Genomic DNA, 20,957 nt, shown 5'->3' with positions numbered 1-20,957 from the left:
CACCGGCCGCAGTACGGTGTCCGTGGTCGGTCATACGAATGAGCACCGGCGCTCGTTCGCACGCTGTCGTTCGGCGGCGATCCAGTCAAAGGAGACAGGAATGCGCAAGACCACTACTCGGACTCTCGCGGTCGCGACGGCCCTCTCGCTCGCCCTCGGCGTCAGCGCGTGCGCCCCGAGCACGAGCGCGTCGAACCAGCGCGTCGACACGATCGTCTTCGGGAAGTCGGACGGCGGCACGACGTACGTCCGCAACTACAACGTGCTCGGTCCGGCGACGGAGAAGGCGCCCAACGCCGAACTCATCTACGAACCGCTCGCCCGCATCGATTACAGCGACGGCGCCGTCGTGAAGCCATGGCTCGCTGACGCGCTCACCTTCGACGAGAACGGCACGACCCTCACGATCGACGTCCGTGACGACGTCACGTTCTCAGACGGCGAGCCGATGGACGCGGACGATGTGGCGTATTCGCTCACCCTTCCGCTCGACCGACCCGAGTTGAACCTCGCGGGGGTCACCTACACGACGGTGGAGAAGATCGATGACGATACGGTCGAGATCGGCTTCGACTCGCCCTCGTTCGCCGCGCTCAACCAGTTCGCCTCGAGTTCACTGCCGATCGTGCCCGAGCACATCTGGTCGGAGCAGGACCTGACCACGTGGACGAACCCCGAACCGATCGGCACCGGGCCGTTCGTTCTCGACGCGTTCGCCTCCCAGCAGGTGACGCTCGAAGCCCGGGACGACTACTGGGGCGGCGAGATGCCTATGACCTACCTCAAGATCCTCGCGACCAATGCGGAGACGGTGAAGGCGCAGTTGCTGCGCGGCGACGTCGACTGGGCGCCGGCGTCGTGGGCCGGCGCCGAGGAGGAGTTCGTGGCGAAGGCCCCCGAGACGAACCTGTACCAGTTGTACGCGACCGGTGGGGCGTACTCCATGATGTACAACACCGCTCGCGCCCCCTTCGACGATGTGAACCTCCGCAAGGCTCTCGCCCTGTCGATCCCGAGGTCCGACATCACGGCGACACTCAACCGCCCGGGCACGGAGGCGGGACCTACCGGACTCGTCGACCAGATCTACGAGGACTGGCTCGCCGAGGACTACGCGGGCGTCGTCCAGGAGGTGGACGCCGACGCCGCCCGGGCCGCCCTCGTCGCGAGCGGCTTCGAGGTCGTCGATGGAGCACTCGTGAAGGACGGCGAGACCTACACGCCGCGGCTCTCGTTCAATCAGGACTTCGGCTGGAACGCCTACGCCGACATCATGATCAACTCCTGGAAGGACGTGCTGGGGATCTCCGTGGCGCCGGCCGGAGCACCCGGTGCCACTCTCTACGACCAGCAGAAGACAGGCGACTTCGACCTCACGATCGCGACGACGGGAGGCGCCGGTGTCTACGGGGTCTACAGCTTCCTGGACAGCCGCTACGTCGAGCCGATCGGGGAGGCCGCGGCGACGAACATCGGCCGGTGGGACGATCCCGAGACGGACGCGATCCTCGCTGCCATGACGGAAGCCTCCGACGAGGACGCCCTCAAGGAGCTCGGCAAGCAGATGCAGCACATCGTCGTCGAGGAGGTGCCGTTCAGTCCCCTCTACAACTCCTACTGGTTCGTCGACGTGAACGCCTCCAACTGGACCGGATGGCCGACGCCGGAGGACTTCGACGCCGTGCCCTTCCCGAGCCTCGGTCCGGACACCATCCTCACGCTGCAGTCCCTCGAGCCGGCCGAATGACCGCGACGACCGGCGCGACGGGACCGGCCGCAGCGGCGACCGGGGCCGTGGAGACGAGCGCCCGCCACGATCGGAACCGAGACCGGAAGCGGAGCGGGAGGCGGAAGGGGGCCTTCCTCGCTCGTCGGCTCGGCTTCTACCTCGTCGCCGGATGGTCGGCGATCACGCTCAACTTCGTCATCCCGCGGCTCATGCCGGGTGACCCGTCGGCGGCCATCATCGACCAGCTCGAGCGCGTCAGCGGGCAAGCGCTGCCTCCCGCGACGCTCGTGTCGATCCAGGGTCTCTTCGGCAACCCGGACGACAGCCTCTTCGAGCAGTACATCGCCTATCTCGGGCAGCTCGCACGGTTCGATCTCGGCCTCTCGATCGTCAACTTCCCCGTCCCGGTCGCGGAGCTCGTCGCCGCCGGGCTGCCGTGGACTCTCCTGCTCGTCGGCACCACGACCGTGCTCTCCTTCATTCTCGGAACCGCGCTCGGTGTGGCAGCGGGCTGGCGAGCCGGATCGCGTTTCGACGCCATCCTCACGCCGCTCACGACCTTCCTGTCCTCTGTCCCCTACTTCTGGGTCGCTCTCCTCGCGCTCTGGCTCTTCGGATTCCTGTGGGGGTGGTTCCCGTTGTCGGGCGGGTACGACCCGAATCTCGTGATCGCCTTCGAGCCCGCGTTCATCGGGAGCGTGCTCCAATACGGCATTCTTCCGGCGGCGACGATCGTCTTCTCCGCGTTCGGCGGGTGGATGCTCGGCATGCGGAACATGACCGTCACGACGGTGCGCGAGGACTACGTCCTGCTCGCTCAGGCGAAGGGACTCTCACCCGCTCGCGTGCGGTGGCGGTACGCGGCGCGCAACGCGATGCTCCCGCAGTTCACGGGATTCGCAATGGCGCTCGGAGGTGTCGTCGGCGGTGCGCTCCTGACCGAGATCGTCTTCAGCTACCCCGGCATCGGCTACCTGCTGTTCTCGGCTCTGCAGAAGCGTGACTACCCGGTCATGCAAGGGGTCTTCCTCCTCGTCACTCTCACCGTCCTCCTCGCGAACCTCATCGCGGATTCCGTCTACGTGTGGCTCGATCCGCGCGTCCGAGAGGAGAAGTGACGTGAAGTACTCCCTCTTCGGCAACGGCAAGGTGACGTTCGGCGTCGTCGTGCTCGGCTTCTTCGTCCTCCTCGCCCTGGTCGGCCCGTGGATCACGGGGTCGGTACTGGGACTCGACGCGCGGACGAACGACATCTCCGCGATCTCGGCGCCTCCGAGCGCCGAGCACCCGCTCGGCACCACCCAGTTCGGTCAGGACGTGCTCGCCCAGGTCATCGAGGGCGCGAGGGGCTCGATGTTCGTCGGGTTCCTCGGCGCGATCATCGGGACGGCGATCTCCGTGCTCATCGGGGTGCCGGCCGGGTATTTCGGCGGGACGACGGGCAATCTGCTCAACTTCCTCACCAACCTCTTCCTCGTGATGCCCGTGCTTCCGCTCATCTTCGTGATCGCGGGGTATCTGCAGGGCACCGGACTCGTCATGATCGCGTTCATCATCGGCGTCTTCGGATGGGCCGGCGGGGCAAGGACACTGCGCGCCCAAGCCATGAGCGTCAGCAATCGGGATTTCGTGCAAGCCATGCGCATGCTCGGCGAGTCGAACACACGACTGATCTTCTCCGAAGTGCTCCCGCACCTGTACGGCTGGATCGCGTCGATGTTCCTCGGCGGCCTCATCGGGGCGGTCATGGCGGAGGCCGGGCTCGCGTTCCTCGGCGTCTCGGACTCCTCGGCGATCAGTTGGGGCACGATGATCCAGGCGGCTCAGCAGCAGAGCGCGGTCCTCCGCGGGCTGTGGTGGTGGTTCGTGCCTCCGGGACTCTGCATCGCGCTCGTCGGCACGGCTGCCGCCCTCATCAATTTCGGCGTCGACGAACTGGCCAATCCGAAGCTCCGGTCCGTGTCGCGTCGTGTCGTCAAGCGAACGGCCGCTCACCGCATCGCCGTCGCCTCGGAAGGAGCATGACGTGACCACGACAGCACTCACCGCTCGGAACGATGCCGCTCGACCCGTCGGATCGGACACCGTCCTCGACGTCGACGGGCTGTGCGTCGAATACGCCGGCGCCGGAGAGCCCGTGCGAGCGTGTACCGACGTCACCTTCGCCCTCCGTCGCGGCGAGATCCTCGGCATCGTCGGGGAGTCCGGCTCGGGCAAGTCCACGCTCATCACGGCTCTCACCCGGCTGCAGCGCCCTCCCGCCGTGACGACCGCAGGGCGCGTCCTCTTCCACCCCCAGGACGGCGAGGAGCCCGTCGATCTCGTGCGGCTCACGCCCCGGAAGCTCCGCGCCCTGCGCTGGACGAGTCTCTCGATCGTGCTGCAGAGCGCGATGGACGCGCTCAATCCCGTGATGCGGCTCGGAGCCCAGTTCGTCGATGCGCTGCGCGAGCACGATCGTTCCATGAGCCACACGGCGGCCTGGGAGGAGGCGAGGCGACTCCTCGGCCTCGTCGGGATCTCCGCCGACCGTGCACGGAGCTATCCGCACGAGTTGTCCGGTGGCATGAGACAGCGTGCCACGATTGCACTCGCCCTCGCATGTCGACCCGAGCTCGTCGTCATGGACGAGCCGACGACGGCTGTCGACGTCGTGATGCAGCGGCAGATCCTCGCCCAGGTGCTGCGTCTGCGACGCGAGTTCGGTTTCGCGGTCGTCTTCGTGACGCACGATCTCTCCCTCCTCCTCGAACTCGCCGATCGGATCGCCGTGATGTACGCGGGTCGCATCGTCGAGCTCGCCTCGGCCACCGACGTGTACCGGACACCGATGCACCCGTACACGCGGGGGCTCCGAGACTCCTTCCCGCCGCTGCACGCCCCGGTGACGCGCCTCGAGGGCATCCCCGGGAGCCCCCCGGACCTCCGCGCTCTGCCGAGCGGGTGCCCGTTCGCCGACCGGTGCCCGGCCGTCATGGAGCGATGCCGCACCGAGCTCCCCCTGCTCGAGCCGCACGGCGGTCGTTCCGTCGCGTGCCATCTCCACGATGAAGGGATCCGGCCATGACGGACACGACCATCCGACCCGTGCTCGAGGCGATCGACGTGTCGAAGCACTTCAGCGTCGCGAACGGGATCGGTGACGCCGCCGTGGTGCGAGCCGTGGAGGGAGTGAGCCTCCGCCTCCTCCCCGGACGCATCGTCGCCGTCGTCGGGGAGAGCGGAAGCGGGAAGACGACTCTCGCACGACTGCTCGCACGCTTCTACGAGCCGACGACGGGCGAGATCCGCCTCGCCGGCGCTCCCGTCGGTCGGACGCGCAGGGCCCGGTCGGAGAAGACGTATCGCAAGGCCGTTCAGCTCATCTTCCAGGACCCCTTCGGGTCCTTGAACCCCCTGCATCGCGTACGCCACAACCTCGAACGCGCCATCGCACTCCATCACGGACGGATGTCCCGACAGGCGCGTGACGAGCGTGTCGCGTCCCTCCTCGAGCGCGTCAGCCTCGTACCCGCTTCCGACTATCTCGACAAGTTCCCGCACGAGCTCTCGGGCGGCCAGCGGCAACGCGTCGTGATCGCACGAGCCCTCGCGGTCGAGCCGCGCGTCCTGCTCGGTGACGAACCCATCTCGATGCTCGACGTCTCGATCCGACTCGAGATGCTCAACCTCCTCGACAGTCTCCGACGCGAGGAGGGCTTGGCCATCCTCTACATCACGCACGACATCGCGAGCGCGCGCTACCTCTGCGACGACATCGTCGTGATGTACGCGGGACAGATGGTGGAGGCGGGGCCCAAGGACGAGGTCATCTCGAACCCGCAGCATCCGTACACGAAGCTGCTCGTGGAGTCGTCCCCCGACCCGCACCGCGATGTCGCCGTGGACCGCGAGGCCATCTTCGGCGATGCCGACGAGCTCGGTGAGCCGCCGAGTCTCATCGATCCCCCGACGGGATGCCGTTTCCATCCTCGTTGCCCCTTCGCCATGGAACGGTGCCGAACGACGGAGCCTCCCCGAGCAGTACTCGCGGAGGGCCGCTGGGCGGACTGCTGGCTCCACGAGGTCGGCAGGGCTGAAGAACTCCACGAAGCCCCCATGACCGAACTCATCACCAGAAGACTCTCCGAGGAGACCCGATGACCAGCACCACCGGACGGCAGAGGGCCGCTCGCCAATCGGACGTCGCCCGACTCGCCGGCGTTTCGCAATCGGCCGTCTCGCGTGTGATCAGCGGGGACGGAACCGACTCCCGCATCCCCGCGGAGACCCGTGACCGGATCCTCGCCGCCATCGCGAGCCTCGGGTACGTGCCGAATCCCATCGCCCGGAACCTGCGTGGCAAGCGCACGCAACTCCTCGGCGTGCACACGTTCGAACCTCTGTTCCCGAACGCGCGTGAGAGCTTCTACTTCGAGTTCCTCCTCGGCATCGAGGAGCGGGCGGAGGAGACCCGCCACGACCTCGTGCTCTTCAGTTCGACGGGAGACGGGGCCGGCGGTCGCAAGATCTACCGGGAGGAGACGAACCGCCTCACGATCGCCGACGGCAGCGTCCTCCTCGGCATGTCGCCCGATCGCGAGGAGCTCGCGCGGTTGTGGCACGAGGGCTACCCGTTCGTGCACATCGGTCGCCGCGACGTCGACGGCGCGCCGTTCCCCTGCATCGTCCCGGACTACCGGCGTGCCGCCGCGGAGATCGTGGAGCGCGTCCACGCTCACGGCCACCGCCGGTTCGCCTACCTCCGGGACTCGATCGAGGGGGAGCCGTACGACGACCGACGCTCCGGGTACGCCGACGCCGTCGCCCGGCTGGGCATCGTGGACACGTCCCCCGGCTTCGTGAGCGGCGTGAGCGGTCTCGACAGCGCCGTCATCGACGGATTCGCGCGCGGGGACACCACCGCAGCGGTCGTCGAGAGCGAGCGCATCGCCGACAGGCTCCGCACGGAGCTGTCCGCGCGGGGGCTGTCGGTGCCGCAGGACGTCTCGGTCGCCGTCCTCGAGGACACCTCGGCGGCGGGCGAGCACTGGGACGACCTCCGCATCCCTCGCAAGCAGATCGGCCGCATCGCCGTGGACAGCCTCATCGCGATGGTGCAGGACCCCGATGCCGAGCGGGAGAGCGTGCTCGTGGCGTGCGAGGTGGTTCCGGGCGGCACGATCGCCGACGCGACACGGGGAGCCGAACGATGAATCATCGATCCGAGCGACACGGTGCCGATCTCCTCGTGATCGGCGGCGGAACCGGAGGGGTCGCCGCCGCGCTCACGGCCCTCCGCCTCGGCTCTCGCGTCATCGTGACGGAGGAGACCGCGTGGCTCGGCGGTCAGCTCACGAGTCAAGCGGTGCCGCCCGATGAGAACGCGTGGATCGAAGCGCCGTCGACCTCGCCGAGCTACGCGGAGTTCCGCAATCGCGTCCGCGACTACTACCGCCGCAACTACCCGCTGACGGCCGCGGCGGCCGCCGATCCGCACCTGAATCCCGGCGCCGGTGTCGTGAGCCGCCTCTGCCACGAGCCGCGCGTCGCCGCCGCGGTGATCGACGAGATGCTCGCACCGTGGCTCGCGTCCGGGCGTCTTCGGGTGATGCTCCGCGCGCGGCCGGTCGCCGTCGAGGTGCGCGGACACGAGGTCCGCGCCGTCACGGTCAGAGGCGACGACGGTATGGAGCACGAATTGCGCGCGCCGATCGTCGTGGATGCGACGGAGCTCGGCGACCTGCTCGAACTCGGAGGTGTCGAACACGTCATCGGCGCGGAGGGCCGCGACGACACCGGCGAACTGCACGCTCCGCCGAACGCCGATCCCCTCGATCAGCAGGCGATCTCCTGGTGCTTCGCGGTCGAACACCGTCCGGGCGAGGACCACACCATCGCGAAGCCCGAGCGGTACGAGCACTGGCGGACCCACGTCGATCCATTCTGGCCGGGTCCGCAGCTCTCCTGGACGGATGTCGAGCCCATCGGCCTACGCGTGCGGACACGCCCCATCTTCCAGGCTCTGCCGACGCCGAACGTGCCGTTCGACCTGTGGCGGTTCCGCCGCGTCCTCGCCGCCGAGAACTTCCGAGACGGAACGATCGACTCGGACGTCTCCCTCGTCAACTGGCCGCAGGTGGACTACTGGGAGGCGCCGCTTCTCGGCGTCGAGCCCGATGCCGCGGAACGGGCGCTCGCCGCGAGTCGGGAACTGTCGGCGTCGTTCCTCCACTGGATGCAGACCGAGGCCCCACGGGAGGACGGCGGCGAGGGGTACCCCGGACTGATGCTGCGCGGGGACGTGACGGGAACCGATGACGGGTTCGCGATGGCGGCGTACATCCGGGAGGCCCGACGCGCCGTGACGGAGTTCCGTGTCCTCGAGCAGCACGTGGGCGTCGAGTCCCGCGGTCGCGGCACCGGGAGCGCACTCTTCGACGACAGCGTCGGGATCGGTCACTACCGTATCGATCTGCACCCGAGCACCTCGGGGCGCACGTACGTCGACATCGAGGCGTACCCGTTCCAGATCCCGCTCGGAGCCCTGCTTCCGGTGCGGATCGACAACCTGCTGCCGGCGGCGAAGAACATCGGCTCGACGCACATCACGAACGGCTGCTACCGCTTGCACCCCGTGGAATGGAGCATCGGGGAGGCCGTCGGCGCCCTCGCCACGTTCGCGCTGGAGAGACGCGTGCCGCCGCGCGCCGTCCGCGCGGACGAGCACCTCCTGCACGACTTCCGGTCCCTCCTCACGGGCCCGCTGGGACTCACGCTCCGCTGGCCGGAGCACGTGCGGACGCACCACTGGAGTCCCGTACGCGCGGAAGAGGACGAGAACGTCCCCGCCCGCTGAGGGCGAGGCGAGCGGTCGCAACGAGGCGACCGGTGACGAGAGGGGAAAACTCATGGAACGACCAAGACACCGACGGCGCTCGATCGCGGCAGTCGTCGCGATCGTGGCCGGCGGGCTCGCACTGGGCGGCCTTCCCGCCGCGGCGAGCGCAGCACCAGCGGGCTCGGCGCCCGCGCTGCAGGTGGACGGCAACTGGATCCGGGACGCGAACGGTCGAGGGGTGACCCTCCAGGGCGTCTCGGTCCTCGCCCCCGAGCAGAACGACGTCTGCGACTACTGCGACTCGAAGCCCACAGCGGAGCTCATCGATCTGGCGGCCGACGCGTCGGCCGGGTGGTTCTCCGACGTCGTGCGCCTGCCGGTCACCGAGATCAGTTCGACGACCGACCTCGCCGCCTACGACGCCCAGTACATCGCGCCGTACGTCGATCAGGCGGTCGACCTCGGGATCTACCTCATCATCGACCTGCACCTGGTGCGGGACTACGGCGACGGCCCGGGTGCCGTGCCGCAATCGATGGTGAAGCGCTTCTGGGACTACATCGCACCGATCTACGGCTCCACCACGAACGTGATCTTCGAGGTGTTCAACGAACCGATCAACCCGGCGAACTGGAACACCTGGAAGGACTACATCCAGCCCGTCGTCGACTCGATCCGCACCGTCGCTCCCGACACGCTCCTCCTCATGGGTTCTCCCCAATGGTCGACGATGCTCAACGGCGCCCTCGCCAATCCCGTCGACGACGACAATCTCGCCTACGTGTACCACCTCTATCCGAACCAAGGCTCCCCGACGCCGACCCTCCTCGACGGCAAGTTCGGCAACGCGGCGAACACCGTGCCCGTCGTGCTCACCGAGTTCGGCTGGAATCCGCCGGGCGAGTTCTCCGATCCGATCACGAACGGGACGACCTCGAACTGGGGTGTACCGTTCCGCGAGTACATGGACGCGCATCCGTGGATCGGCTGGCAAGCGTGGATCCTCGACAACTTCTGGAAGCCGCAGATGTTCGATTACGAGTGGAACCTGATGGGCGGGGAGTTCCAGGGGCGGTTCATCAAGGACTGGCTCGCGGGCGCACCGAACGTGTCGCCGTGCGAATCGCACGACGCCGTCGGGGCGGCTGCGCAGGTGTCCTCGGTGCACCAGTCGTTCTCAGGCGACAACCTCACAGACGGCGACTGCTCCGACGCCGGTCGATGGCTCTCCGCCGTCGGTGACACGACACCGACGGCGACGGTCACCCTCGGCTCCGCGCAGACCGTCGATTCGGTCGGCGTCTACAGCGGCTACGGCGGCGGGTCGGGCGTCGTCCTCGTGGACTTCACGCTCGAAGTGCACACTGGCGGCGAATGGCAGCAGGTCGCGTCCATCACCGGGAACACGCAGCCGGCTCTCGACGTCCCGGTGGGCGTCGCGGGTGTCGACCAGGTGCGCCTCGTCGTCACCGATCCGTCGGCGTCGACGACGGAGGCGGAGATCGCCCGCGTGTACGAATTGGCCGTCAGAGGCTGATCGACGTGCCCCGTCGGCTCATCTGAGGGGGTGAGCCGACGGGCACAGCGGCGCGACACCCGTGCCGCGAGCGGCGAGCGGCGAGCGGCGAGCGACGATGCCATCCCACGGCCTCGTCACGATGCCGGTGCCTGCGTCTATGCGCCGCGGTAGAAGGCCGTCGAGGCGGCCGCGAGCGCCGCGACGTCGTCGACGTGCACGAGTTCGCGCGCCGAGTGCATCGACAGAAGCGCGACCCCGACATCGACGGTGCGGATACCGAGCCGCGTCGCGGTGAGCGGACCGATGGTCGACCCGCACGGCACGGTGTTGTTGGAGACGAACTCCTGGAACGGCACCCCGGCCGCTTCACTCGCGCGCGCCCACAGCGCGGCCCCATGCGCGTCGGTCGAGTAGCGCTGATTGGCGTTGATCTTGAGCAGCGGGCCGCGTCCGGCGAGCGGGCGGTTCACGGGATCGTGCTTCTCGGGGTAGTTGGGGTGGACGGCGTGGCCGGCGTCCGCCGACACGACCCACGAGGCGGCGAAGGATCGCGCGAGCTCGGCCGGTCCCGCGCCGAGCGCTCCGCCCACGCGGGAGAGCACGTCGGCGAGGAAGGGTCCGCTCGCCCCCGAGCGCGATTCGGACCCGAGCTCTTCGTGGTCGAACGCGGCGAGCACGAGGACGGCGCCGAGATCCGCGGCATCGAGATCTGTGGCCCCGCTATCACGGGACTCTCCTGCGTCGACGGCCGCGAGCAGGGCTGCGAGACCCGCGTGGACCGAACTCAGGTTGTCGAGCCGCCCGGACGCGAAGAGCGCGTCGTCGAGCCCGAAGGTCCGCGGTTCCTGCGTGTCCGCGGTGAGCACGTCATACCCGAGCACGTCCTCCGACGCGACGCCGACCCGCTCCGCGAGGATCCCGACGAGGTCGCCGGACGTGACGTCGCCGACCCCGAACACGGGCTGGACGTGGCGCTGACGGTCGAGGGCGAGCCCCGAGTTCGCGTCACGATCGAGGTGGATCGCGAGCTGCGGGATCCGCAGGAACGGCCCCGTGCGCACGAGGTGCTCCCGCCCGTCCCGCGTGACGAGACGACCCGCGAGCTCGAGTTCGCGGTCGAGCCACGAGTTGAGGAGCGGACCGCCGTAGACCTCGACTCCCGCCTGCAGCCAGCCGGCCGCCGCCGTCGTGGGCTTCGGCTTGAGCTTGAACCCGGGCGAGTCGGTGTGGGCACCGACGATGCGGAAAGGAGTGGTCGCCGTCGCGCCGTCGGGCACGGCCACGACGATGACCGCGCCGTCGCGCACGACGACGCCCCGGAAGCCGGGCCCGACGTCGGCCCAGTCAGCGGACTCGTCGAGCAGGGCGAAGCCGGCGGACGTCGCTCGCGCGGCGACCTCTCGAGCGGCGTGGTACGACGAGGGGGACGCGGTGACGAAGCTGGCCAGATCGGCGACGTGGGCTGCGGAGTCCATCCATCCATCCAAGCACTCCGGCGGTACCTGGACACGTCCTCCGTGCACGCGCTTTCGAGCACGGAGGACGTGTTCACGGGGGGAGAGGGAGCGGGCGCATCCCCCGTCGGCCTCCGTCCGCCTCCGTCCGAGAGGAGAGAGGATGGAGAAGTGAATGCGGCCCAGATCCTCACGGCGGACCTCGAGAAGCGACGCGGCGGGCGCCTGCTCCGCGGCGTGCGTCTCCTCATCAACCTCGTCGCGATGGCGGTCGGCGGCTCCCCCGACGTCGTGGCCGACGTCGACCTCGTCGTGCGGCGGCGTGACACGGGGCGGGAGATCATGCGCACTCCGGCCGACGTCGGCGATCCCGAGATCCTCGTGCACCGGGTGCGGCGCGACCTCGAGGAGAAGACGGTCGAGGAGTTCGTCGCCGAGTGGCGCCTGCCTGAGGACACCGCCGCCTAGTCCCCCGGACCATCGCGTTCTCCACATCGCGACGCGCTACGGTATCCCTATGGGTATCTCCGTTACGTTCGTGATGCGTCGGACCGCTCGGTCCGGCGTCCACGAGAGAAATGGAGAGGCGCATGCGCCTGATGACGAAGAGGGGCTCGCTGACCGGGCTGGGAGCGGCCGCGCTGGCACTCGCCGTGGTGTTCGCTCCGGCGGCGGCCGAAGCGGGTACCACGACGAAGAAGGTCGGCGGAGGACTGTGGGAGTACGGCGTGGAGGCCGTCGTCTTCTCGCACTACCACCACGCGAAGCTGTATCACTCGGCGACCGCGTGCGACGGGGCGATCCTGAAGACCTGCAAGAAGAAGAGCGCGGCTCCCGGTGCGTGGGCCAAGACGTCGACGGCCAAGACGTTCATCGGCGGCAACACCGCCTTCTGGGACACGTACTGAGTCGCATGACCCGTCGTGAGCCGCTGAGACGGATGGTCGCGGCCGTCGGCGCGCTCCTCGTCGCGTGCTCGATCGCCGGTTGCTCCCCCGCAGCCGGTGATCGAGCCGACGGAGCCGCCTCGGGTTCCGCCGCCGCGCCGCCGACCCCCTTCTCGGGACCGTGGGCCGATCTGCTCACGAGCACGTACGGCATCGCGACCCCGGAAGAGCGCCAGGCCCTCGAAGACGGCACGATCGACGAGCTCGAATACGGGTACTTCCGCGATCGGATCATCGAGTGCCTCGACGGTCTGGGCATCGAGGCCTCCTTCGCCGCGGATTTCACCCTCGAGTACACGAACGGCGGCGGCGTGCCGGAGGACGACATCAACGCGTGCATGTCGGAAGGCGGCATCCAGGTGCTCACGATGAAGGACGCGATCGACCGCAATCCGGAGAACCTCGACGAGGCGGCGATCATGGTCGACTGCCTCCACCGGGCGGGCATCGTCGGTCCCGACTACACGGCGCGCGACTACGAGGACGGCGTCGATCTGGTCGCCATGAGCGAGGACGAGCGCTTCATCGCCTGCAGCGAGGACCCACTCGACCTGAGGAACGGGTAGGCGAGGCCGTGGACCCGCTGCCGGCTCTCGTCTCCGTCGTCCTCACAGCGGCGATCGTCATCCCCCTGACGATCGCCGCCGTGTTCGCCCGTCAACTGCTCCGTATCGCGCGGTTGCGCCGGGCCTCGGCCCGGCTCCGTCCCGGCTCACGAGTCGCGGAGCATGAGGACGACCACGAACACGACCACGACCACCCCGCGGAGCGCGAGCATCCGGAGAGGTGACGCGCCCTCCGTCCCGCCGCCGCTGGCGGGCCCTCGTACACGCCGATGTGCTGCCGCGCCACGGCTGGATCGCCCCGCGATGCCGACCTAACGTCGGAGCATGCAGACGTTCCTGCCGTACGCCGACTTCGAACGCAGCGCCCGGTCCCTCGACACGAAGCGGCTCGGGAAGCAGCGCGTCGAGACCCTGCAGGTGATGCGCGCCCTCACGGTCGAGAACTACGGGTGGAGGCACCACCCCGTCGCGAAGATGTGGCGCGGGCACCGCCCGAGCCTCATGGTCTACCAGGATGCGACGTGCACGGAGTGGGAGCGTCGCGGCTTTGCGGACACGTGCCGCGAGAAGACCCTCGCCGTGCTCGCGCTCCCGTCGCTGCTGAGTCGCCAGTCCCTCAGCACGCCCGTCATCGACGAGCTGCTCGCCTACGAGGCCGGGCAGACCCCGCCGCCGCCGTGGCTCGGTCGCGAGGACATCCACGAGAGCCACCGCTCCAACCTGCTCCGTAAGGACCCCGAGTTCTACGGCGAGCTCTTCCCCGACACCCGACCCGACCTCGACTACGTCTGGCCGGTGCCGAAGGACGTGCCCTAGCCCGCCACCGGCAGGGGGAGGAACTCGTCGAGGAAGTCGAGGAAGGCGCGCCAACTGCGCCGATCGGCCGCCTCGTGGTGGTTCCGGCCCGGGAGGGTGAACGCGTGCGGGGCTCCGCTGTAGACGACGACCTGCCAGTCGATGCCGCCGCGCGAGCGGAGCTCGTCCTGGAACGCGGCGAGGTCCGCGTCGGGCACCACGGGATCCGAGCCGCCCGTGAGGACGAGCAGGGGAGCCGCGATCGCCGAAACGTCGGCAGGATCGTGAACGATGAGTCCTCCGTGGAAGGACACGACGCCGCGCACGGCCGCCCCGGTCCGCGCGAACTCGAGCGCGGCGGAACCACCGAAGCAATAGCCGATCACGACGACCGCGTCGGGATCCACGTTCTCGTCGGCTACCGCCGCCTCGACTCCTGCTTGGACTCGTGCACGGAGGAGCGGAGGGTCGCCGTAGTACCGGCCGGCCTCCGCCGACGCCCCTTCGACGTCGTCATCGTCGAAACGCATGCCGACGCCGTAGACATCGATCGCGACGGCCGTGTAGCCGAGCCGCGCGAGCATGTGGGCGCGAGCGCGCGGATACTCTCGGAGGCCCGTCCAGTCGTGAACGATCACGATCGTCGGCTTCGGACCGGGCCGCGCCGCGTCGTGCACGACGACGCTCGCCAAGCGGGTGCCGTCGTGCTCGTGTTCGATCGTGTACTCGACGATCTCGGAGCCGGGGGGCACGGGGACGCTGTCGATGAGGCGCTCGTGCGCCGGTGCGAATCCAGTCATGGCGGGCACTCTACGCTCGCCGCGTGAACCGCGGAGGTAGCGGCTCGCACCGGGCGGCGCTCCCGCGATCCGCCGCAGCCTCCGGGGAGATCCGTACGGACGATCGCGGGATCGGGTCCTGCCCAGCGCCCGAACCGCTCTCACAGCTCCGCTTCGGGCAGTCGGAGAACGAAGGTCCCCGAGCCGGCCTGATCCGGGTCACGATGGAGGCGGCAGCCTGTTCGGCCCGACCTCCGAGGTCGCGAGTTCGATGTACGAGGGTCCGCCATTCGGAACGAGCGCGTCGAGGAACCCGACGCGCAGGGCGCTCACGGAGAATCGCCCGCTCGAGACCTCGGTCGGCCCCTCGGGGAGCGGGCCGGGCGGCGCTCCCGGTTGATCCGGTTGCACGTTCACCATGATCGACAGCACGGATGGCAACGCCGACACGAGGACGTCGAGCACGCCGACGACGGGGGCGGTGAGGGCCGCGAGACTCGAACCCGCGGACGTGAGCGGGTCGATGAGCGAAGCCGTGAGTTGCGACCCGACGGCGGCGAGGAGGGTCGGACCCAACCCGAGCAGCGTGCTGACGAGTCCGCTCACGGATATTCCGAGCACTGCGAGCACGGCGTCGAGAACCGACACGAGTCCGAGCACGTCGGTGTCGACGGTGACGGTCGCCGACCCTGCGAGAACCTCGGCGATCGCCGCATCCAGATCGACGTCGAGGCTCACGACGCGGGTCGCTCCGAGGCTCACCACCGCAGCGACGTCCACCACGATCCGAGCGGAGAGGAGGGCCGAGCGCAGTGACGACACGACGACAGCCGTCCACGTGTCGAGGAGATCACCCGTTCGAGCCACGAGATCGTCGACGACCTGGGCGTCGATGATGAGCTCCGAGTTGGGAGGGAGATCGTTCACGCCGCCGATGTCGTCCCCGAGGAGGCCCGCGAGGTCTGCGCGGATCGACCCAGTGCTCGGGTCGATCGTCACGACTCCGTCGGAGAGCGGAGTGACGAGAAACGGCTCGAGGGTTCGCGCGAGGTCGACTCCCGTGATCGATACGGAGCCCGTCAGCGCTCCGAGCGACAGTCCGCTGACCAACGCCGAGACGATCGAGTCGCGGAGGGCCGAACTCACGAGACCACCGGTGCCGGCGAGCGCGCTCAGCGCGGCATCGAGGCTCGTGACGGTCGATGAGGCGGCGCTCGTCAGAACCCCGATGGTCGGGCTGTCGACGTCGAGGGCGAGGCTGGCGATACCGTACTCGCGCGTGACTCCCGTCACCGACCCGTCGCCCCACGCGGCACTCTCGGCGGCCGCGCACCAATCGAGGTCCGCTCGCGATCCGACGGCCCCGATCTCGATCGCAGGGTCGACGACTCCCTCCAGGTCGGGCACGATGTCCTCGAGGGAGAGCCGTGCGGGTTCCGGGAACTGGTCAGTGGGGGTCTCCGACGAGACGAGCAACGCACCACTGTCGTCGACCAGTCCGGATGCAGCGGCCGAGCTGCCCGTGGTCGTCACACGCGTCACCTGGTTGACGGCGCCGGCGGACCCGGCGGGGAGCCCCACCTCGAGACCTGTCAGGTCGAGCCCGACGATCCCGTCGAGGAGGTCGACGGCGAGCGGTCGCCCGAAGGTGTCCGTGTTGGGATCGGCGTCGTCGCTTCCGAGGTCGACGGCCGATGCCGGTTGCACGAGCGCGGGTCCATCCGCCGGGCGGACGAGGACGAGCTCCTCCAGTTCCGCGATGTCATCCAGATCCTGGCCGAGCAACTCCCCGCGGAGGAACGTCGAGTTCGCGGCGGTCGTGTGGCCCGTGTCCGTGCCGCAGTCGAAACTCGACGTGCCGACCGTCGCGTGCCCCCACTCCGCGTCGTTCCACGCGGCGACGGTCGCCGAGACGTTGGGGGGCACGATCGCGAGGACCACGAGCGCGGCGATGGCACAGACGGCGCGTCGGCCGATCCGTCCGGGCGAGGGGGCGTGCCGATGACCGCTCCTCATGTGTCCTGCCTCACGGCCCTCGGGCGCGTGACGTGCGTGGCCATCGCTCGACGCGCCGTCCGGCCGCCGGCCGCTCCTCGTCCGAGACTCACGAACGCTACGGCACCGAGCCCGATCGCACCGAGCCCGATCGCACCGAGCGCGAAGAGGGCCAGCCCGATCACGTCCGCGCCGGTTACGGGGAGATCGCCGGTCGACGTGGCGATCGGGTGGGTCGGAGCATCGGCGGCAGGAATGCCGCTCGGACGATCGGGAGCGCTCGGCTGCCCAGGACCGTCCGGGTCGTCTGCCGCCGCCGTGAGACCGAGACCGATCTCGGCGCTCAAACCCATGAGCGACTCGTCACCGGCATCGGTCGGCTCGAGCCCGAAGCCGAGGAGAAGATGCGTGCCGTCGACGGGATCGACGCCATGGAGGTCGAAGACGGGACTCACGGTCGAGTAGTCGTCGCTCGGCCGCGCGTCGGTCACGACCTCCCAGCCGGAGGCGCAGTGCGGACTGTCGGGAACTCCTGTCCACGCGACGTCGCACCGTTCAACGGTCGCGACGAGGCCGTCCGGGTGCTCGACGAGATCGCCGTCCTTCCATATCTCGAGGACGAGCGAAGCGTCGGAGGCCCCCTCGATCGTCGCGGTGACCTCCCAATACCGGATGACGCCGGGGCTCAGGGCATCCAGTTGTGCGGGGTAGGGGTCGGACGACAGCACGAGACGACCGGGCGCTCCGTTCTCGGGAACCTCCTGAAGCGCGGCATGAGCCGAGCCGGACAGCAGGACGACACCGCAGACGAGTGAACCGACCGCAGCGGAACCGGTCGCCCTCCCCACGGCATGACGCCGCGTCCTCCTGTCGCTCGGCGTCATGGCGCCGTCATCGACGGTGAGCCGCTCGACGGGTCTGCGGACTCGTGGGATTCGAACGGTCGGCGCTCCCGTGGCCAGAACGACCACACGATCGCCATCGCCACGAGCCCGGCGGTGATGCCGATCACCGCCGGTGAGCGAAGGACGGAGAGTGCAGCGGCACCGCCCGGGACCGCGACGAGCACCCGCTCGACGGCGCGCACGACGTACGGCTCACGGTCGGCACTGTCGTTCGCGTCGCCCTTCAGCACGAGCGAGCGAGCAGAGGCGTCGTCAGCCACGAGCCCGATCGACTCGACCCGGTGCGTGACGGGGAGCGCTTCACCGGGACGAGGCACCGTCACGACGTCACCGACGACCACGCTCGACGCATCCACGTGTTGCACGATCGCCGCCGTGCCGGTCGGCATCGAGGGGGCCATCGACCCCGTTGTGAACACGAGGACGGACATTCCGAACACCCACCCGGAGGCCACACAGACGAGGACGGCGATACCGACGATGCCGCCGACCGTGACGAGGACCGAAGCTGTTGTCGATGTCCTGGCAGGAGCTGTCACCTCAGCGTCGATCCGAGTCTGCTCGAGCAGCGAAGGCATCGTCACCTCAGTTCGACTCGGACGCGAACTCCCAGGCGGGAGCGACGGAGCGACCCTGGAGATCGTCGAGTGCGGTGCCGGTCGGCAGCGTCGGCGCCGCCGGAAGCCCCACCTCGAAGCAGTAGAACTGCGTGGAGCCCGAGTTCTCGAGCAGTGATTGCGTCGCCGAACCGCCGGTCGCGGCAAGAGGCCCATCCGCGATGAGCGTCGGCCCGCCGGTGACCCCGGCGAATCGTCCTGCAGAGGCGGGAGCGAGCGGCTACCTGCTGAAGGCCGCGCCGCAGGAGGAGATCCTCGCGGGCGTGCGCTCCGTCGCGCGCGGAGAGGTGGCGCTCGCCCCGTCGATCGCCGCGATGCTCGTCCGACGGGTCGGGCGACCGGCGGTGTCGTTGAGCCCGCGCGAGACCGAGGTGCTCGGTCTCGTCGCCGAGGGGCTCAGCAACCCCGAGATCGCGCGTCGGCTCTACGTCGGGGAGGCGACGGTGAAGACGCATCTGCTGCACGTCTTCGAGAAGCTCGACGTGGGCGACCGCACCCGAGCGGTCACGCGCGCGCTGGAGCTCGGCCTCCTCCCCCACCGCCGCTGATCGCGCCACGGTACCGCCTTCGACACGCCCGCCGGACTCGAGGACCGAACCAGCCACACGGTCGCTGAGGGGGATGAGAAGGTCAGCCCGCGATGCGGATGAGCTTCTTGTTGACGAACTCCTCGAGCGCGAAGCGGCCCATCTCGCGGCCCGAACCGGAACGCTTGACGCCGCCGAAGGGCAGCTCGGCCGCGTCGCCGAGGACGACGTTGATCCACACCATGCCGGCGTCGATCTGGTCCGCCACGCGCAGCGCCTGCTCCTGGTCCGTCGTGTAGACGTACGAGCCGAGGCCGAAGGGGGTGTCGTTCGCGAGCTCCACGGCCTCCTCCTCGGAGGAGACGCGGTAGAGCGCCGCGACGGGTCCGAAGAACTCCTCGTGGAACGCGTCCATCTCGGGGGTCACGTCGGTGATGACGGCGGGTGGGAAGAAGTTGCCGGTCGTCTCGCCCTTCGCGAGCACCGTGGCGCCCTGCGCGATCGCGCGATCGAGCTGCTCCTGCAGCCGGGCCGTCGCCGCGGCCGACGAGAGCGGACCGAGCACGGTGTCGTCCGCCGTGGGGTCGGCGGGCTGCGACGCCGTGAAGGCGTCGACGAACTTCTGCTGGAACTCGTCGAAGAGCTCGTCGAGCACGATGAAGCGCTTGGCCGCGTTGCACGACTGACCGTTGTTGTCGATACGGGCGTTCACGGCGTCCTGCACGGCGGAGTCGAGGTCGTCCGTCGAGAGCAGGATGAAGGGGTCGGATCCGCCGAGCTCGAGCACGACCTTCTTGAGGTGACGGCCCGCGAGCTCGGCGACGGCGCTTCCCGCGCGCTCGGACCCGGTGACCGAGACACCCTGCACGCGCGGGTCGGCGATGATCGTCGCGGCCTGGTCGTTCGTGGCGTAGACGTTGACGTAGACGCCGGTGGGAGCGCCGAGCTCCTCGGTGGCCACGGCGAAGATGTCGGCGATGGCGGCCGCCGATTCGGGGCACTGCGGCGCGTGCTTCAGGAGGATCGTGTTTCCCACCACGACGTTCGGTCCGGCGAAGCGCGCGACCTGGTAGTACGGGAAGTTCCACGGCATGATGCCGAGCAGCACGCCGAGCCCGGCGCGGCGGACGAACGCGTCGCCTCCTCCGTCGGAGAGCTCGATCTTCTCGTCGGCGAGGAACGCCTCGCCATTGTCGGCGTAGTACTGGTAGATCGCTGCGGCGAAGTCGACCTCGCCGAGCGCCTGCTCGATCGGCTTGCCCATCTCGCGGACGATGATCTCGGCGAGCTCCTCCCGACGCTCGGTGTGGAGGGCGGCGACGCGTGCGATGAGCGCGGCCCGATCGGCGACCGACGCTCGACGCGACCACGTGCGGAAGGCGCTGTCAGCCGATGCGATCGCGTCCTGCAGCGCGTCGTCCGTGATGGTCGGGTACTCGCGGACGGTCTCGCCCGTTGCTGGATTGACGACGGCGTACATTCTCGGTGCTCCTCGAGTAGGGGTCGAATCACGTATTTCTCTCATCATGGTGCAGCTGACGGAGGATTACCACCGCCCATGGCCGTGGAATCTACGGAATCCGCATCCCTACCCCATCGCGGAGGACGTCGCTCCGGCCTTGCGTGCGGCGCCGTGCTCAGTCCACCGGGCTGAACCACCACGCAGGCGACGCCGCGAGGATCGCCCGCGCCGCGTCATCCGACGCGGCCGGTTCATCGTCCGCGAGCCAGACCTCGATCGCACCGATCGTGCCCGATGCCGCGTAGGCGGCGGACACGCGCAGTTGGCGCGCGCGGTCCACACCCGCCGGGCCGGCCGGAGCGATCTCCGGGTGCCGCTCGAGGAGGTCGAGAAGCGACCGCTCGATGGTGTCGACGAGCATGTCGCGGAGTTCCGGTACCAATCGCGGCGACATCGCGCCGCGATAAATCGCGCGGTGCTCCCTCATGTGCGCGAGGAGAGCCCGCTCGGCGACGTCGAAGACCGCGAAGCCCCCTCCTCGGGCGTCCGCCTCGGTGCTGAAGTCGGCGAGCAGCTCGTCGAGTTCCGCTCGCAGAACCCGGGACAGCAGGTCGGAGGGACCGCTCGCGTGACGATAGAACGTGTCGCGCGTTATCGCCGCGCGACGCGCGACCTCCGCGACGCTGACCTCGTCGATGGGCCGCTCCGCAGCGATCTCGTGCACGACCTCGACGAGCCTCGACCACGTGCGGGCTTGTCGGGGATCCATGCGTCCATGATGACACCCGACGGGCTATCAAACACCTGTCTGATAGGCGTAGCCTGGGTGTGGTCGCCGCCGA

General features: G+C 69.1%; 20 protein-coding genes and 1 pseudogene. 14 read left to right on the top strand and 7 right to left on the bottom strand.

Translation table 11 applies throughout. The features are described from left to right. Positions 1–100 precede the first annotated feature (100 nt). Genes ELQ90_RS15705 through ELQ90_RS15670 form a run of 8 tightly spaced genes read left to right on the top strand, consistent with a single transcriptional unit; the run spans position 101 to position 10,086 of the window. Positions 101–1,747 carry an ABC transporter substrate-binding protein gene (locus ELQ90_RS15705; protein ID WP_128496247.1) on the top strand — a complete coding sequence of 549 codons (1,647 nt, stop codon included), beginning with the start codon at positions 101–103 and terminating at the stop codon, positions 1,745–1,747. Then, positions 1,744–2,847 carry an ABC transporter permease gene (locus tag ELQ90_RS15700; protein WP_128496246.1) on the top strand — a complete coding sequence of 368 codons (1,104 nt, stop codon included), beginning with the start codon at positions 1,744–1,746 and terminating at the stop codon, positions 2,845–2,847. The genes ELQ90_RS15705 and ELQ90_RS15700 overlap by 4 nt, the downstream gene beginning before the upstream one ends. Before the next feature lies 1 nt (position 2,848). After that, on the top strand, positions 2,849–3,754 hold the full coding sequence (locus ELQ90_RS15695; RefSeq protein ID WP_128496245.1) for an ABC transporter permease: 906 nt from the start codon (positions 2,849–2,851) through the stop codon (positions 3,752–3,754). 1 nt (position 3,755) lies between these two features. Next, positions 3,756–4,796 carry an ABC transporter ATP-binding protein gene (locus tag ELQ90_RS15690; protein WP_128496244.1) on the top strand — a complete coding sequence of 347 codons (1,041 nt, stop codon included), beginning with the start codon at positions 3,756–3,758 and terminating at the stop codon, positions 4,794–4,796. Then, positions 4,793–5,872, top strand: a complete 1,080-nt coding sequence (locus tag ELQ90_RS15685; protein WP_128496243.1) for an ABC transporter ATP-binding protein — start codon at positions 4,793–4,795, stop codon at positions 5,870–5,872. The genes ELQ90_RS15690 and ELQ90_RS15685 overlap by 4 nt, the downstream gene beginning before the upstream one ends. Further along, positions 5,869–6,924 (top strand): LacI family DNA-binding transcriptional regulator, encoded by a 1,056-nt coding sequence (locus ELQ90_RS15680; RefSeq protein ID WP_128496242.1) that lies wholly within the window; start codon positions 5,869–5,871, stop codon positions 6,922–6,924. Before ELQ90_RS15685 ends, ELQ90_RS15680 begins: the two co-directional genes overlap by 4 nt. After that, complete coding sequence (locus ELQ90_RS15675; RefSeq protein WP_128496241.1) at positions 6,921–8,567, top strand: FAD-dependent oxidoreductase; 1,647 nt, start codon at positions 6,921–6,923, stop codon at positions 8,565–8,567. The genes ELQ90_RS15680 and ELQ90_RS15675 overlap by 4 nt, the downstream gene beginning before the upstream one ends. 52 nt (positions 8,568–8,619) lie before the next feature. Next, on the top strand, positions 8,620–10,086 hold the full coding sequence (locus ELQ90_RS15670; protein WP_128496240.1) for a glycoside hydrolase family 5 protein: 1,467 nt from the start codon (positions 8,620–8,622) through the stop codon (positions 10,084–10,086). A gap of 137 nt (positions 10,087–10,223) precedes the next feature. Here ELQ90_RS15670 and ELQ90_RS15665 read toward each other — a convergent pair whose 3' ends face one another. Next, on the bottom strand, positions 10,224–11,543 hold the full coding sequence (locus tag ELQ90_RS15665) for a M18 family aminopeptidase (protein ID WP_128496239.1): 1,320 nt from the start codon (positions 11,541–11,543) through the stop codon (positions 10,224–10,226). Positions 11,544–11,693: 150 nt separating this feature from the next. Here ELQ90_RS15665 and ELQ90_RS15660 point away from each other — a divergent pair, with 150 nt between their 5' ends. The 5 genes from ELQ90_RS15660 (at position 11,694) to ELQ90_RS15640 (ending at position 13,851) form a co-directional block, all read left to right on the top strand. Then, on the top strand, positions 11,694–11,990 hold the full coding sequence (locus ELQ90_RS15660; protein ID WP_128496238.1) for a hypothetical protein: 297 nt from the start codon (positions 11,694–11,696) through the stop codon (positions 11,988–11,990). 122 nt (positions 11,991–12,112) lie between these two features. Further along, the gene (locus ELQ90_RS15655) at positions 12,113–12,430 is read left to right on the top strand and encodes a lactococcin 972 family bacteriocin (protein ID WP_208020690.1); all 318 of its coding nucleotides are present in this window, start codon (positions 12,113–12,115) and stop codon (positions 12,428–12,430) included. A 5-nt stretch (positions 12,431–12,435) separates the two neighbouring features. Continuing rightward, positions 12,436–13,035, top strand: a complete 600-nt coding sequence (locus ELQ90_RS15650; protein ID WP_128496236.1) for a hypothetical protein — start codon at positions 12,436–12,438, stop codon at positions 13,033–13,035. A gap of 8 nt (positions 13,036–13,043) precedes the next feature. Continuing rightward, positions 13,044–13,259 (top strand): hypothetical protein, encoded by a 216-nt coding sequence (locus tag ELQ90_RS15645; RefSeq protein ID WP_128496235.1) that lies wholly within the window; start codon positions 13,044–13,046, stop codon positions 13,257–13,259. 100 nt (positions 13,260–13,359) lie between these two features. Continuing rightward, on the top strand, positions 13,360–13,851 hold the full coding sequence (locus ELQ90_RS15640) for an MSMEG_6728 family protein (protein WP_128496234.1): 492 nt from the start codon (positions 13,360–13,362) through the stop codon (positions 13,849–13,851). On the opposite strand, the gene ELQ90_RS15635 is transcribed toward ELQ90_RS15640, so the two are convergent. The 4 genes from ELQ90_RS15635 to ELQ90_RS15620 all read right to left on the bottom strand — a co-directional run bounded on the left by ELQ90_RS15635 (position 13,848) and on the right by ELQ90_RS15620 (position 18,048). Further along, entirely contained in the window at positions 13,848–14,630 is a 783-nt protein-coding gene (locus ELQ90_RS15635) for a dienelactone hydrolase family protein (protein WP_128496233.1), read from the bottom strand. The genes ELQ90_RS15640 and ELQ90_RS15635 overlap by 4 nt on opposite strands. Positions 14,631–14,828: 198 nt before the next feature. Beyond that, positions 14,829–16,625, bottom strand: coding sequence for a choice-of-anchor G family protein (locus ELQ90_RS15630; RefSeq protein ID WP_128496232.1), 1,797 nt, complete (start codon positions 16,623–16,625; stop codon positions 14,829–14,831). Then, entirely contained in the window at positions 16,622–17,488 is an 867-nt protein-coding gene (locus ELQ90_RS15625; RefSeq protein ID WP_208020689.1) for a hypothetical protein, read from the bottom strand. Before ELQ90_RS15625 ends, ELQ90_RS15630 begins: the two co-directional genes overlap by 4 nt. Next, positions 17,485–18,048 carry a signal peptidase I gene (locus ELQ90_RS15620; protein ID WP_208020688.1) on the bottom strand — a complete coding sequence of 188 codons (564 nt, stop codon included), beginning with the start codon at positions 18,046–18,048 and terminating at the stop codon, positions 17,485–17,487. The genes ELQ90_RS15625 and ELQ90_RS15620 overlap by 4 nt, the downstream gene beginning before the upstream one ends. A gap of 281 nt (positions 18,049–18,329) precedes the next feature. Here ELQ90_RS15620 and ELQ90_RS15615 point away from each other — a divergent pair. Next, positions 18,330–18,674: pseudogene (locus ELQ90_RS15615) on the top strand (response regulator transcription factor); the annotation flags it as partial. 82 nt (positions 18,675–18,756) lie between these two features. Here the strand turns inward: ELQ90_RS15615 and ELQ90_RS15610 are convergent. Further along, entirely contained in the window at positions 18,757–20,133 is a 1,377-nt protein-coding gene (locus ELQ90_RS15610) for an NAD-dependent succinate-semialdehyde dehydrogenase (protein ID WP_128496229.1), read from the bottom strand. A gap of 157 nt (positions 20,134–20,290) precedes the next feature. Then, positions 20,291–20,884, bottom strand: a complete 594-nt coding sequence (locus ELQ90_RS15605; RefSeq protein ID WP_128496228.1) for a TetR/AcrR family transcriptional regulator — start codon at positions 20,882–20,884, stop codon at positions 20,291–20,293. Between the last annotated feature and the right edge of the window lie 73 nt (positions 20,885–20,957).

Source organism: Labedella phragmitis (genome assembly GCF_004078635.1).
In the GTDB taxonomy this organism is placed as follows: domain Bacteria; phylum Actinomycetota; class Actinomycetes; order Actinomycetales; family Microbacteriaceae; genus Labedella; species Labedella phragmitis.
This window is presented reverse-complemented; position numbering and strand designations above follow the sequence as displayed.

Coding starts and splice junctions, on each gene's coding strand:
- ELQ90_RS15705 (WP_128496247.1), top strand. CDS start 101: ATGCGCAAGACCACTACTCGGACTCTCGCGGTCGCGACGGCCCTCTCG.
- ELQ90_RS15700 (WP_128496246.1), top strand. CDS start 1,744: ATGACCGCGACGACCGGCGCGACGGGACCGGCCGCAGCGGCGACCGGG.
- ELQ90_RS15685 (WP_128496243.1), top strand. CDS start 4,793: ATGACGGACACGACCATCCGACCCGTGCTCGAGGCGATCGACGTGTCG.
- ELQ90_RS15680 (WP_128496242.1), top strand. CDS start 5,869: ATGACCAGCACCACCGGACGGCAGAGGGCCGCTCGCCAATCGGACGTC.
- ELQ90_RS15675 (WP_128496241.1), top strand. CDS start 6,921: ATGAATCATCGATCCGAGCGACACGGTGCCGATCTCCTCGTGATCGGC.
- ELQ90_RS15670 (WP_128496240.1), top strand. CDS start 8,620: ATGGAACGACCAAGACACCGACGGCGCTCGATCGCGGCAGTCGTCGCG.
- ELQ90_RS15665 (WP_128496239.1), bottom strand. CDS start 11,543: ATGGACTCCGCAGCCCACGTCGCCGATCTGGCCAGCTTCGTCACCGCG.
- ELQ90_RS15655 (WP_208020690.1), top strand. CDS start 12,113: ATGCGCCTGATGACGAAGAGGGGCTCGCTGACCGGGCTGGGAGCGGCC.
- ELQ90_RS15650 (WP_128496236.1), top strand. CDS start 12,436: ATGACCCGTCGTGAGCCGCTGAGACGGATGGTCGCGGCCGTCGGCGCG.
- ELQ90_RS15640 (WP_128496234.1), top strand. CDS start 13,360: ATGCAGACGTTCCTGCCGTACGCCGACTTCGAACGCAGCGCCCGGTCC.
- ELQ90_RS15635 (WP_128496233.1), bottom strand. CDS start 14,630: ATGACTGGATTCGCACCGGCGCACGAGCGCCTCATCGACAGCGTCCCC.
- ELQ90_RS15630 (WP_128496232.1), bottom strand. CDS start 16,625: ATGAGGAGCGGTCATCGGCACGCCCCCTCGCCCGGACGGATCGGCCGA.
- ELQ90_RS15625 (WP_208020689.1), bottom strand. CDS start 17,488: ATGACGCCGAGCGACAGGAGGACGCGGCGTCATGCCGTGGGGAGGGCG.
- ELQ90_RS15610 (WP_128496229.1), bottom strand. CDS start 20,133: ATGTACGCCGTCGTCAATCCAGCAACGGGCGAGACCGTCCGCGAGTAC.
- ELQ90_RS15605 (WP_128496228.1), bottom strand. CDS start 20,884: ATGGATCCCCGACAAGCCCGCACGTGGTCGAGGCTCGTCGAGGTCGTG.